This is a genomic window from Phenylobacterium sp., assembly GCF_044358365.1.
Taxonomy (GTDB): Bacteria; Pseudomonadota; Alphaproteobacteria; order Caulobacterales; family Caulobacteraceae; genus Phenylobacterium.
Genome location: NZ_JBIKNZ010000087.1, coordinates 1 through 12,377, shown reverse-complemented (window position 1 = coordinate 12,377; position 12,377 = coordinate 1). Strand labels below are relative to the sequence as shown.

The 12,377-nt window shown below is 64.3% G+C and carries 11 protein-coding genes; 7 read left to right on the top strand and 4 right to left on the bottom strand.

What is annotated here, in order from left to right:
* Window positions 1–158: 158 nt before the first annotated feature.
* The 3 genes from ACIQ3B_RS16550 to ACIQ3B_RS16540 are packed head-to-tail and all read right to left on the bottom strand — an operon-like array spanning window position 159 to window position 5,350.
* Window positions 159–1,235 (bottom strand): macro domain-containing protein, encoded by a 1,077-nt coding sequence (locus ACIQ3B_RS16550; protein WP_397404521.1) that lies wholly within the window; start codon window positions 1,233–1,235, stop codon window positions 159–161.
* On the bottom strand, window positions 1,235–1,879 hold the full coding sequence (locus ACIQ3B_RS16545) for a DUF4433 domain-containing protein (RefSeq protein WP_397404519.1): 645 nt from the start codon (window positions 1,877–1,879) through the stop codon (window positions 1,235–1,237). Before ACIQ3B_RS16545 ends, ACIQ3B_RS16550 begins: the two co-directional genes overlap by 1 nt.
* A gap of 36 nt (window positions 1,880–1,915) precedes the next feature.
* On the bottom strand, window positions 1,916–5,350 hold the full coding sequence (locus ACIQ3B_RS16540) for a class I SAM-dependent DNA methyltransferase (RefSeq protein WP_397404517.1): 3,435 nt from the start codon (window positions 5,348–5,350) through the stop codon (window positions 1,916–1,918).
* Between the two features lie 195 nt (window positions 5,351–5,545).
* Here ACIQ3B_RS16540 and ACIQ3B_RS16535 point away from each other — a divergent pair, with 195 nt between their 5' ends.
* Together ACIQ3B_RS16535 and purB are read left to right on the top strand one after the other, a co-directional pair.
* Complete coding sequence (locus ACIQ3B_RS16535; protein WP_397404515.1) at window positions 5,546–7,051, top strand: spinster family MFS transporter; 1,506 nt, start codon at window positions 5,546–5,548, stop codon at window positions 7,049–7,051.
* A 52-nt stretch (window positions 7,052–7,103) separates the two neighbouring features.
* Window positions 7,104–8,423: an adenylosuccinate lyase gene (purB, locus tag ACIQ3B_RS16530; protein ID WP_397404513.1), complete on the top strand. Its 1,320-nt coding sequence runs from the start codon at window positions 7,104–7,106 to the stop codon at window positions 8,421–8,423.
* Window positions 8,424–8,449: 26 nt separating this feature from the next.
* On the opposite strand, the gene ACIQ3B_RS16525 is transcribed toward purB, so the two are convergent.
* Window positions 8,450–8,773, bottom strand: a complete 324-nt coding sequence (locus ACIQ3B_RS16525; RefSeq protein ID WP_397404511.1) for a DUF1476 domain-containing protein — start codon at window positions 8,771–8,773, stop codon at window positions 8,450–8,452.
* A 232-nt stretch (window positions 8,774–9,005) separates the two neighbouring features.
* Here ACIQ3B_RS16525 and purC point away from each other — a divergent pair, with 232 nt between their 5' ends.
* From purC to ACIQ3B_RS16500, 5 genes are all read left to right on the top strand, one after another.
* Entirely contained in the window at window positions 9,006–9,761 is a 756-nt protein-coding gene (gene purC / locus ACIQ3B_RS16520; protein WP_397404509.1) for a phosphoribosylaminoimidazolesuccinocarboxamide synthase, read from the top strand.
* Window position 9,762: 1 nt separating this feature from the next.
* The gene (gene purS, locus ACIQ3B_RS16515; RefSeq protein WP_397404507.1) at window positions 9,763–10,002 is read left to right on the top strand and encodes a phosphoribosylformylglycinamidine synthase subunit PurS; all 240 of its coding nucleotides are present in this window, start codon (window positions 9,763–9,765) and stop codon (window positions 10,000–10,002) included.
* Entirely contained in the window at window positions 9,999–10,373 is a 375-nt protein-coding gene (locus tag ACIQ3B_RS16510; protein WP_397404505.1) for a hypothetical protein, read from the top strand. The genes purS and ACIQ3B_RS16510 overlap by 4 nt, the downstream gene beginning before the upstream one ends.
* Window positions 10,370–11,032, top strand: a complete 663-nt coding sequence (gene purQ / locus ACIQ3B_RS16505; RefSeq protein ID WP_397404503.1) for a phosphoribosylformylglycinamidine synthase subunit PurQ — start codon at window positions 10,370–10,372, stop codon at window positions 11,030–11,032. Before ACIQ3B_RS16510 ends, purQ begins: the two co-directional genes overlap by 4 nt.
* Window positions 11,033–11,222: 190 nt before the next feature.
* Window positions 11,223–12,275, top strand: a complete 1,053-nt coding sequence (locus ACIQ3B_RS16500) for a hypothetical protein (RefSeq protein ID WP_397404501.1) — start codon at window positions 11,223–11,225, stop codon at window positions 12,273–12,275.
* Window positions 12,276–12,377: the final 102 nt, after the last annotated feature.

Genomic DNA, 12,377 nt, shown 5'->3' with positions numbered 1-12,377 from the left:
GACCCTTCCACCGATTGCCTGCCTGGTGTTGTCGCACCGGGCAGGCGTCCCGGAAGACATCCCCAATCTGGCATACTTCCGACAGACAAGGGGGCAGGCCGCACGCAAGGCATGCTAAATGGGTGCGTGTCCCGTTCAAGCGGCTGAAGGGACAGACCTCAGTCGATGAGCGGGTCGATCCGCTTCAAGTGCTCAATGGCGATCGTCACTTGCTCTGCCGTGAACGCCCGCGCCTTGCGCGCGGCTGATCCCGAGGGTCCGGGCCATGCCTCAATAGCATCCCGCATGGGCGCCAACGCCATCTCGACCCCGGATCTGCGCCGCAACCAGTCCACTGTCGCCAGCAGTTCCAATCCATGTGGCGACTGGAACCCGTCAATGACGGCCTCTGCGTGGTCAAGCGCAGGCCGATACGGCCCGGCGTCCGCCGTCGTCAGATAAGCCGCGACCCGGTCCCGACGCTCATGTCGAAAACGGATGGGATCAAAGGGCCGCGCGTCAGCCACCCGCCGCTCGCAGGTAAGATAGCTGCCGTCGAGGCTGTCGAGCAGGTGGCGAACCTGATCGGAATAGGGGCCATACCGCTGGGCCACAAAGTCATCGGCGATGGGGTTGCCCACGCCCGTCCGGTCGAACGAGCCGGTCAGGAACCACGCCAGCTTCTGTGCTTCCAGGATCGAACACTCGAAACCCAGTACACCGTAGCGGCGGATCATCTCGGCCATCAGCGCCCGGGCCGGTGTCAGGGCTTCCACGCCATGACGCTTCACCACATTTTGATAGGCTGCTGTCGGCTCGTAGACGATGATCTCGCCATCAACGCCTTCAAGCGCCTTTGCGATCAGTGGCTTGACGTCCGACCACGCCAGACCTCCGTTGCCGGCGCCCAGCGGTGGAATGGCGATGGAGCGGATGCCCCGCGCCTCGATCTCACGCCTCAAGGCGTCCAGACCTCGCGCGACCCACTCCAGCTTGGCGGGGTGCCGCCAATGGTCCTTGGTCGCGAAGTTGATGATCCAACGCGGCCCCAGCATGCTTTGACGCTCGGTGATGAAAAGCCCACCCGGCGCAATCTCGCCCGCCTTGCTGGCTGCGGCATAGGCGCGAAAGTTGTCCGGGAAGGCATCCTTGAACATCAGCGCGATGCCCTTGCCGCTTACGCCCACCGTGTTGACCGTGTTCACCAGCGCATCGACGTCAGCCGTCAGCAGATTTCCGTGCGTGTAGCTGATCATCAGAAGTACCACCCCTGGCGAACAAACACCGGCAGCGTCTGCCCGGCGGCCTGAACGGCAGCCTCGATCGCAGCCTTCACATTATCCGACGCACAACCGATTCCCAACAGCGCGTCCGCAGGCACATGGCGATGTGCCAGCGCCTCGGCCTGATAGCGCTCCATCTTGTCCGGATAACCGTCGCTGCGTGCGAAATCTTGCCGGATCAGGATATCCCAGTCGATCATTCCGGCCAGGTCCGCCTCATCCTTTGTCCATCGCGCCGTGGCCACATAGGCGTGACGATCCGTAAAAACCATGTCGATCCCGCGCTCGATCATCCTCTTGCAGGACGAGATCAGGATCACGATCTCGTCGTCCGAACGGCGCGCGACCTCATTGTAGCCGGTCTTGATGTTCAACAGCATCGGCGACTTCGGCGTAAAGTAGAACGGGACATAGTCGGCCAGCACACCGCCGGGCGGAACCGGGACCGCGCGGGCGGTCCGCTTGGCGATCAGATTGGCCAGGCCGATGGGAACAAAGCCCGGATCAGCCAATCCGCTGCCCGCGCTGTGCAACCCGTTGTTCAACAACCAGGGCAGATTGTCCGTATGCGTGATGCGAAACAGCAGTCCGCGTTCTGGCGTCAGATCAAGCGGCATCGCGCCCCTCCGACGCCATTCGCACAAGCACCCTCTTCACGCCGCCCGCCGCGCCGCGAAGCGACCGTCGCCCAGCGGGGTGACCCAGCCATAGCGGACCAGGGTGGTCAGCGCCTGCACCACGCCCTGCTGCACTCGCTTGCCACCGCCCTTGAAGCCGCGCGCCAGTTCGGCGGCGTCCATCGGTCGCGCCGCCATCATCAGCAGCGCCGCCACCGCCACCGGGCGCTCCGCCGGGTCCTTGGGGAAGGGCGGCAAGGCCTTGTCGATGGCTGCCACCGCATCGCCCAGGTCCAGTTCGCCGGTCTTCGCCGTCGCCCCCCTGGCGAAGCGCGGGATCTGATAGTCGGGCCGCAGCCAGCGCACATGGCCCGCCGCCTCCTCCTTCGCCCGCTCGGCGTTCAGCGCCACCAGTCGCGCCAGAATCTCCTCGTCGCTCAGGTCGGCGGGCCAGCCATAGGCCTGCGCCGTCAGGGCGTCGATCTGCTCGTGCAGCTCCTTCAGGATCAGAACCCGCCCGCGCTGCTTGGCGTCTTCCTCGGCGGGGGTCAGTTCGGCGCCGGCCTTCACCTTCTCGATCAGGTTGTAGAGGCCGGTCAGGGTGAGGTCGGGATGCTCGGCGAGGACGAGTTTGCGGGTGGAGTCGAGCTCTTCGCCGAGGGCGCTCAGGCTTTTTGCTAGATCGCCTCCCAGATTTGGAAAGGGGAATGGATCAAAGCCCTGTGATTTGGTGTAGATTGGTCGGTCTTCCAGAGTACCACCTGTAGTGAGCGCCCAAACCTTATGAATTCTGGCGCTTAGCACTGCCAATTCATCTCCGCCGCTCAAAGCGAAGCAAACAAGTCTATTGTCAGGCAATATGGAAACATCAAGAAACTGAAACAACCTATGCTTTGCCGTCTCCACCGTCGCGATGTAACGACGAAGTGGCGATATTGCTTGGCGTAGGTCTGATCGCGGTTTTCCGAATATCCACCACGCATCACGGTAACTTATCGCATCTTTCGTGGGTGATTTTGCGACTTGTGCCTCCCTATCCATCTTCACCGTCTGGGATAGGTGCTGGTACACCTCCGGATATTCACGGCGCACGTTTTCTGCCGTAAGCCCGAACAGGTCGATAACCATAGCGTCGCGTGGAGTCGCCGTGAGATCCCGGCCATTGCGGTACGGGCGAACGTGCCGCTCAAGCCCTGCCCTAGTTCCGAGTCCGAGGTGTCGGGCTTGCGCCTGCGTCAAGATAAACCCAGCCCCATGCAACTTCACGCCGGGCGAACAAACGCCTTGGTTCGCGAGCAGCGGTACGACCTTTGTTACGTCCGTCCCAACCGTGAGATCGGAATTGATCCGACCAGTTTTCTGGGAAAACACGAGCTTGGGCTCATCGGTATCGAGGCTCGCTTCCGCCATCAGCTCCAAAAGCAGGCCGTCCGCAGATCCGATGCCAGCGACGGTCATGCCGATACGAACCGATGCACTGTCTCGCGTGGCCTTGGTCCACGGGTGATCGGAGATCGCGAAAAGCAAAGAAATCGGATTCTTTGCGTTCAAGTGCCGCTCTATCACCCGACGCTGGAAAACCTGACTGATTGAGTTAGTCGTCACCAGCCCAAAGCGCCGGGTCAGCGACTTCTTCCGCGCCACGATCTCAGCCGCCCGATCCCACCAGTACATGACGAAATCTGCGCTCTCGTTCATCTGCGGGTGCGCGGCCCACAGCGCCTCGGCATAGCCCGGCACCATCCGTGACCGCAGGTCCTTACCTCCGATAAACGGCGGATTCCCCACAATAAACTCCGCTTCCGGCCACGCAGGCCGCCGCGCGTTCGGATAGGTCTCGCGCCGCACGCCATCTTCGCCCACCGCCACCCCCGGAACCGGATACCCGTCCCAGGTCAGCACGGCGTCATAGCCCTCGCGCCTGCCGAAATTGATGTTGCTGAACGCCCGCAGGATCGGCTCGGCGGGGTGGTTCTCGTAGTTGCGATAGTGCCATTGCAGATAACCGATCCAGATCACCAGCTCGGCGATGGCGGCGGCGCGCGGGTTCAGCTCCAGTCCCAGGAACTGGTGCGGGTCGACGCTCTCCTCGCCCGTCATCGCCAGGCTGGCCTGCCGCTCCCCCATGTCGGTCAGGGCCTGCAGCACCTCGCCTTCCAGCTGCTTCATCATCTCCAGGGCAACGTAGAGGAAGTTGCCCGTGCCGCACGCCGGGTCCAGCACGCGCGTGGTGCACAGCTTGTGGTGAAACGCCTTCACCTCGGTCACCGCCTGCCCGGCATCGCCCAGGTCGCGCCAGCCCGCCGCCCGCTTCAGCGCCGTCTGCCAGTCCTCGCGCAGCGGCTCCATCACCGTCACGTCCACCAGCCGCTGCACATAGGCGCGCGGCGTATAGTGCGCGCCAAGGCGTCGCCGCTCATCCTTGTCCAACGCCTGTTCCAGCAGGGTGCCGAAGATCGCCGGGTCCACCAGCTTCCAGTTCGCCCTGGCCGCCCCCAGCAGTTCGCCGATCTCCTCACGGCCCAGCTCGAACACCGTGGTGTCCTTGAACAGCCCGCCGTTGAAGTGGCGCACCTTGGCGTCAATCACCGGGCTGAACTCTGCGCCGGTTTCCATCTCGCGCCACAGCGCCTTCAGCCGGTGCTGAAAGTGCGAGGGGTCGGCCACGCTCTTTTCCAGCAGCGTGCAGAAGGAACCCTTCGGCAACAGGTCGGTGTCCTCGGCGAACATCGTGAACAGGCAGCGCATCAGGAAGTGCGCCACGTCCTCGGCGTTGCACCCCTTGGCCTCCAGCGCCTTGCTCACCTCGGCCAGGCGCTTCGCGATCTCGTTGGTCACCCGTGCCGAGGTCCTGGTCGGGTCCAGCGCGTGAGGGTCGGTCCATACCTGCGCCAGCCGCGCCCGCACCTCGGCGTCGCGCAGGTCGTCCATATAGATGCGGAAGCCGTTGCGGTCCGGGAACTGGTTGTAGGCTCGCCCTGTGCCGGTGAAATCGGCGAACAGTTCCAGGCAATGGCCGACGTCGCAAGTGATGATGAACGGCGGCGCGGGCTGGTCAGCGTCCAGCAGGAAGACATAGCCTTCCGCCTGCTTGCGCGCGTTCTGCATCATCACGTCCCACGCCGGCCCGCGCGTCCGGCGCCCCAGCGTTTCAAGGTCCTCGGCTGGCAGCAGGCTCTGCTGCGTTGGGATCGCGTTCTTGCCACCCGGCATCCGCGACTGCTTGGCCTCCAGGATGAAGGCGTTCTTCTTGTAGAGGTCGATCCGCTTGGGCGCCGTGCCGCCGTCGCTCTCGCGCGGCCTTACCGCACGCTCGAACACATAGTCGTTCTGGCGAACGTCGGCCCCCGACACCTCGGGCTCCTGCACACCCAGCACGCGGCACAATTCCGCGAGAAACATCTGATAGTTGGCGCGCTCGGCCCCGCCCTCGCGCGCCGTCCACCGCGTGATGAAGGCCTCGACGTCCACCCGACACTCCCGACTGGCCGCTACCTAAGCCGATGCTGGGTCCCGGCGCAACGCGACGTTGCAGGGCGATCCGGGAGTCAACGACCCCCATCCCCCCTACCCCTCCGCCCCAACCCCGGCTAACCTCCCCCCAACACCAAAAACCCCCCACCCCCTGTCCGGGGCGGGGGATGCGTAATGCTCGGGGGAGCGTCCATGTCGTCCAGCACCACCACGCCCGTGGGGGCCGCCGCGCCACCGCGTCCGTTCTACAGCGAGAACTACAAGCGCCTGGTGCTGTTCCTGCTGGTGGTGGCCTACACGCTGAACTTCATCGACCGGACGATCATTTCCACCATCGGCCAGGCCATCAAGGTGGACCTGAAGATCTCCGACACCCAGCTGGGCCTCTTGGGCGGGCTCTATTTCGCGCTGCTCTATACGATGCTGGGCATTCCGATCGCGCGGCTGGCCGAGCGGTTTTCGCGGGTCAACATCATCGCGGTGTCGATCGTGATCTGGTCGGGGTTTACGGCGCTGTGCGGCACGGCGTCGAACTTCGTGCATCTGGCGGCCTACCGGTTTGGCGTGGGCGTGGGGGAGGCCGGGCTGTCGCCGCCGGCGCACTCGCTGATTTCGGACTATTTCGAGCCCAAGAAACGCGCCTCGGCGCTGGCGGTCTATTCGTTCGGCATTCCGCTGGGCTCGATGTTCGGCGCGGTGATCGGCGGCTTCATGCTGGATCACTTCACCTGGCGCACGGCCTTCATGCTGGTGGGCATCCCCGGCATCCTGGTCGCGATTGCGCTGAAGCTGGTGATCAAGGAGCCGCCGCGGGGCCATTCCGAGCCGGGGGCGGAGAGCGCGGAGGCGCGCGCGCGGCCGCCCTATTCGCTGGGCGCCGAGTTCAGGGAGATGGGGGCGGTGATCGCCACCCTGTTTGGCAAGTGGCCGGTGCTCAACATGGTGCTGGGGGTGACGCTGGTGTCCTTCGCCGGCTATGGCGGGGGCCAGTTTTCGCCGCCCTATTTCATCCGCACCTTTAACCTGAGCTATGGCGAGGTGGGCCTGATCACCGGCCTGGCCGGGGGCATTTCCAGCGGGATCGGCACCCTCTTGGGCGGGTGGCTGACCGACAAGCTGGCCCGGTTCGGGCCGCGCTGGTACGCCCTGGTGCCGGCCATCGGCATCACCCTGGCCTTCCCGTTCATCGTGGCGGTCTATGTGGCGCCCACCTGGCAGATGGCGGCGCTGTTCCTGCTGCTGCCGGGCCTGTTCTCCTACGTCTACCTGGGCCCCACGTTTGGCGTGATCCAGAACATGGTGCCCACCTATCGCCGCGCGACGGCGACGGCGATCCTGTTCTTCTTCCTGAACCTGATCGCGCTGGGGGGCGGGCCGCCCTTCGCCGGCTGGGTGATCGATCACTTCGCCGCCTTCCACCTGGCCCATCCGGGTCAGCCGGGGTTCTGGGCGGCGGTGCAGAGCATGTTCGCCGGCGAGGCGACCAGCTTCCAGACCGCCTGCCCCGGCGGTGTCGCGCCCGCCGGCGCACCGGCCTCTGCGGTGGCGGCCTGCGACGGCTCGCTGGTGCTGGCCACGCGCCACGGCATCATCCTGGCCTACGCCGTCAGCCTCTGGGGCGCCCTGCACTATTTCCTGGGCTCCTTCGGCCTGGCCAAGGCCCTGGCGAAAGCGCGGGCGGACCGCGGCGAGGCCTGAATCTGACGATAAAATTTGACTTGGGCGGGGGTCCGGCTGGATACCCCGCCCCATGATCCCTCGCTACGCCCGCCCCGAAGCCGCCGCCATCTGGAGCGCGGATTCCCGCTTCAAGATCATGTTCGAAATCCTGGCCCACGCCGCCGACGCGCAGGCCGAATTGGGCGTGATCCCGAAGGAGGCCGCCCGGGTGATCTGGGAAAAGGGCCGCGACACCCTCTGGGACGCCGCGCGCATCGACGAGATCGAACGCGAGGTGAAGCACGACGTCATCGCCTTCCTCACCCACATCTCCGAAGTCGTGGGCCCGGAAGCCCGCTTCCTGCATCAGGGCACGACGTCATCCGACATCAACGACACCGCATTGGCGGTCCAGCTCTGCCGGGCGACGGACCTCTTGATGGACGACGTCGACCTGTTGCTGGCCGCGCTGAAGCGCCGGGCCTTCGAGCATCGCCTCACGCCCACCGTCGGACGCAGCCACGCGATCCACGCCGAGCCCACAACCTTCGGCCTCAAGCTCGCCGGCCACTACGCCGAGTTCCAGCGGGCGAAGGAGCGGCTGGCCATGGCGAGGTTCGAGATCGCCACCTGCGCCATCTCCGGCGCGGTCGGCACCTTCGCCAACGTGGCGCCGGAAGTTGAAGCCTATGTCGCCGAGAAGATGGGCCTCGTGGTCGAGCCCATCTCAACCCAGGTGATCCCCCGCGACCGCCACGCCGCCTATTTCGCCACCCTGGGCGTGGTCGCCAGCTCGATCGAGCGCCTGGCCATCGAGATCCGCCACCTGCAGCGCACCGAAGTGCTGGAAGCCGAGGAAGCCTTCGATCCCGGCCAGAAGGGCTCCAGCGCCATGCCGCACAAGCGCAACCCGATCCTGACGGAAAACCTCACGGGCCTCGCCCGACTGGTCCGCTCGGCCGTCATGCCGGCCATGGAAAACGTGGCCCTCTGGCATGAGCGCGACATCAGCCACTCCTCGGTCGAGCGCGGCATCGCGCCCGACGCCACGGTGCACCTGGACTTCGCCCTGCGCCGGCTGGCCGGGGTGATGGAACGGCTGGTGATCTATCCGGAGAACATGGCGAAGAACCTGGATCGCCTGGGCGGCCTGGTCCACTCGCAGCGCGTGCTGCTGGGCCTGACCCAGAAGGGCCTCAGCCGCGAGGCCTCCTACGCGGCGGTCCAGCGCAACGCCATGAAGGTGTGGCGCGGCGAGGGCAATTTCCTGGATTTCCTGATCGCCGACCCGGAGATCACCCTGTCACCCGCCGAACTCGGCGAGCTCTTTGACCTGGGCTACCACTTCAAGAACGTCGACCGCATCTTCGCCCGCGTGTTCGGGGAGCAGGAGGAGGAGGCCAGGGCATAGCCACCGTTGAAGACGGCCGGCGCGCCTTAGCCCTCGGAGCGAACGCTTTCCCGGGCCTGAGCCAGCAGCTCCGCCATCTTCATGCGGACTTCGCTGTCGGAGACGGCGACGCCTGAACCCTTCAGGTCTTCGAAGACCTTGCGGAACACGTCATCATCGCCCGGCAGCTCAAAATCGGACTTCACCACGGCCTTGGCATATTCGTCGACGTGCTCGCCTTCCAGGCCCATCAGACCGGCGGCCCACTGGCCCAGCGCGCGATTGCGACGGGCGTGGGCCTTGAAGTCCTGCTCCTGGTCCAGCGCGAACTTCTTTTCGAAGCCCTTTTCGCGTTCGTCAAAAGTGGTCATCGGGTCCTTGGGGGTCAGCGTCTCGAAGCGGCGTTCCCATATCGTGCGCCGAAAGGCGCCGCAATCAAAAGCGGGAACGCGTTGGCAGTTTGCGCCAGCCGATGCCTTTCGCTAAAATTAGATTGCCTGAATAGGGTGAGAGGCCGAGTCGGACCCGCGCGCGAGCACAGAGTCGCGCGCGTTTTTGTTCCACCGACAGTTGGTTAGTCCTCGCCATGGAGAAGGCCGCACGATGACCCGCCGTAAGAAGATCTACGAGGGCAAGGCCAAGATCCTCTATGAGGGCCCTGAGCCAGGCACCCTGATCCAGTACTTCAAGGACGACACCACCGCCTTCGACGCCACGAAGAAAGCGGTGCTGGAGGGCAAGGGCGTCATCAACAATCGCATCAGCGAGTACATCATGACCCGGCTGACCGGGATCGGCGTCCAGAACCATTTCATCAAGCGGATGAACCTGCGCGAGCAGTTGATCAAGGAAGTCGAGATCATCCCGCTGGAGGTGATCTGCCGGAACATCGCCGCCGGATCGCTCGCCACGCGCCTGGGCATTCCGGAGGGCCAGCCCCTGCCGCGTTCGATCATCGAATTCTGTCTGAAGGACGACAAACTCCACGATCCGCTGGTCACCGAAGAGCACATCACCGCGTTCAACTGGGCCTCGACCCAGGAGATCGACGACATGATGGCCATAACGCTGCGCATCAACGACTACCTTACCGGCCTTTTCGCCGGCGTCGGCATCACCCTGGTCGATTTCAAGGTGGAGTTCGGGCGCATCTACGAGAACGACTTCCCGCGCACCATCCTGGCCGATGAGATCAGCCCTGACAGTTGCCGTCTCTGGGACAGCGTGACCAACGAAAAGCTCGATAAGGACCGGTTCCGCCGCGACCTGGGCAATGTGATCGAGAGCTATACCGAAGTGGCGCGGCGCCTTGGCATCATGAAGGAAATGCCCACCGTGATTCAGGGAGGCCTCCACTAGGATGCGCGCGAAAGTCCACGTTTTCCTGAAGCCGGGCGTCCTCGACGTTCAGGGCAAGGCCGTTGAACAGGCCCTGCACGGCCTGGGCTGGGCTGGTGTCGAACATGTGCGCGTCGGTCGCACCATCGAGTTTGACCTCGCCGCAACAGACGCGGCGTCCGCCGAGGCGGAGGTCAAGGCCATGTGCGAGAAGCTCCTGGCCAACACCGTGATCGAAAGCTACCGCGTGGAGCTGGCGTGAGAAGTCGGGCGGCCGCCTTAGCCGCCCTCGCCCTGACCGCGTGCGCCCCCGCAGCCGAACCCGAACCCACCTACCTGGGTCTCGACTGCGCCTCTCCCTTCGAAGCCCAGGCCGCCGCCCTCGCCGCCCAGCCGCACCTGACGCCCGCGCCCAAGGATCCCGCAGAACCCTACCGGTTCTATTCCAGCACCGATGGCCGGACGTCGTATCTCATCACCGTGAAGGGCGCGCCGGGTCACCCGGCGATCATGATGCAGAAGGCCAAGGGCGGCGATATCATTACCACCGGCTGCCCTTACGGTGACGCCAGGGGCTACGACCAACTCCACGCCTACCTCGACAGCCTCAAAACCTGGACTCGCAACCAATGAAAGCTGCCGTCATCGTCTTCCCCGGTTCCAATTGCGACCGTGACTGCAAGGTCGCAATTGAGCGGTCCACAGGCGCCCACGTCGACATGGTCTGGCACGGCGACACGGCCTTGCCGGATGCTGTGGACCTGATCGTCCTGCCGGGCGGGTTCTCCTACGGCGACTACCTTCGCTGCGGGGCCATGGCCTCGCTGTCGCCGATAATGGCCGAGGTGAAGGCCGCCGCCGGGCGGGGCGTGGCCACCGTCGGCATCTGCAATGGCTTCCAGGTGCTGTGCGAAGCGGGAATGCTGCCGGGCGCGCTGCTGCGCAATGAGAAGCTGAAGTATGTCTGCAAGGCCGTCGATCTGGAGGTCACCAACGCCCAGACCCGCTACACCGCTGGCTATGCAGGCCGCCGTCAGGTGACCATGACCGTCGGCAACGGCGAGGGCAACTTCTTCGCTGACGTGGATACCCTCGACCGGCTGGAGGGCGAGGGCCAGGTGGTCTTCCGCTACCTGGACAATCCCAATGGATCGGCCCGCGACATCGCCGGCATCGTCAACGCCCGTGGCAACGTGCTGGGCCTGATGCCTCACCCCGACCGCGCGTTCGAGGCCGAACTGGGTTCAGCGGACGGGGCGCTGTTGTTCCAGAGCGCGCTGGCCAGCGCCTGATTCAAACCGGCCCGTCGCCATCGCTGGCGCCGACGGGCGCCCTGCACGGCGCGAAGCAGCAATTCGGCCCATCCATATCATGCAATTATTTGGTGCAATTATTCCCCTCAGGGGGGAATTTACAAGCAGGCATTGACTTGGTTAACAATTGGGATTTGCTATTCCCCACAGCATGTTTGGGGGAGTAGTCATGTTGAAATTTGGCGCGCGGAGCGCTTTGCTGGTCGGATCGGTGTTGACAGCAACACTTTTGGCCACGAGCGCGAGCGCTCAACTCACTGAACAGAAATACAGGTTAACAAAGGGCGACCCGAAAGTACCCGGCGAGTTCAACCCCGCCCCGGTTCCAGCGGCGGGCCCCACGTTTTCCAACGGCGTGGTCACGTTGAGTTTCCAGGGCATCAGCCAGTACGACGTGGCCTCTGTCGGCCGAAACTTCGTCCCCCCGGATACCATCGCCGCTGCGGGCAAGACCCAGCTTGTACAGTTCACGAATGGCGGCTTTGCTGTTTTCGATAAGTCGACGGGTAACCGAACAGCGTTCACCTCGGACACGAGCTTCTGGCAAGACAAGGCCGGGTTGGCAGGTGTTCCCAATGGCGATCAGCGGGTCATCTACAATGCCGACGCGGATCGTTGGCTCGCGATCGGCTTCGGCGCCAACACCAAGGACATCAATGTAGCCGTTTCGGATACATCAAACGCCCTCGGCGGCTGGAAGGCGACCAAGTTCGAAGGCTTCGCCGAGTTAGTGCCTGGTGGACGCACGCTGGCAGACTTTCCGACCCTCGCGATGGACAAGAACGCGGTCTACATCGGGACGAACGACTTCGCGCAGAGCACCCTGGCCGGAGCCACCAGTTTCCGCGGCACCACGCTAAACGTCATTCCCCTCGGAGACCTGTTCAACGCGGACCTGAGCGGCCCGTCCACGGCGGGTAACGTGCAGTTTCGGACCGCATTTACCGGCGGACCTGGGGACGACTTCACCCGCGGCTTCGCCATTCAGGGGGTCAACAGCAACGAAGCGTCAACGACCGGCAACATCATCGCCGCCTCGATCAATGACTTCGGCCTGACCCGCTACGATGTCCTCAACGCTGGCACGGCCGGAGCGACGCGGACGGCGACCTTTTCAACGACGATAGGGACCGACTACACCTTCAATGACCCCGCCCGTCAGCCCGCGGTCGACATCCCCGCGAACCGGCGGATCATCGATTCTTTCGCTGACATCGCGTAATTGAGGTAGGCCCATCCAGACCTGAAGATACGAAGTCGGAGCGAGTGGATCGCGCTGCTTCAAACAGGAGGATGGACCCAATGGAAGTTTATGTCGGGTTGG

Bases quoted from the DNA above. Each gene is read 5' to 3' on its own strand.
- ACIQ3B_RS16550 (WP_397404521.1), bottom strand. From the start codon at position 1,235: ATGATCAGCTACACGCACGGAAATCTGCTGACGGCTGACGTCGATGCG.
- ACIQ3B_RS16545 (WP_397404519.1), bottom strand. From the start codon at position 1,879: ATGCCGCTTGATCTGACGCCAGAACGCGGACTGCTGTTTCGCATCACG.
- ACIQ3B_RS16535 (WP_397404515.1), top strand. From the start codon at position 5,546: ATGTCGTCCAGCACCACCACGCCCGTGGGGGCCGCCGCGCCACCGCGT.
- purB (WP_397404513.1), top strand. From the start codon at position 7,104: ATGATCCCTCGCTACGCCCGCCCCGAAGCCGCCGCCATCTGGAGCGCG.
- ACIQ3B_RS16525 (WP_397404511.1), bottom strand. From the start codon at position 8,773: ATGACCACTTTTGACGAACGCGAAAAGGGCTTCGAAAAGAAGTTCGCG.
- purC (WP_397404509.1), top strand. From the start codon at position 9,006: ATGACCCGCCGTAAGAAGATCTACGAGGGCAAGGCCAAGATCCTCTAT.
- purS (WP_397404507.1), top strand. From the start codon at position 9,763: ATGCGCGCGAAAGTCCACGTTTTCCTGAAGCCGGGCGTCCTCGACGTT.
- purQ (WP_397404503.1), top strand. From the start codon at position 10,370: ATGAAAGCTGCCGTCATCGTCTTCCCCGGTTCCAATTGCGACCGTGAC.
- ACIQ3B_RS16500 (WP_397404501.1), top strand. From the start codon at position 11,223: ATGTTGAAATTTGGCGCGCGGAGCGCTTTGCTGGTCGGATCGGTGTTG.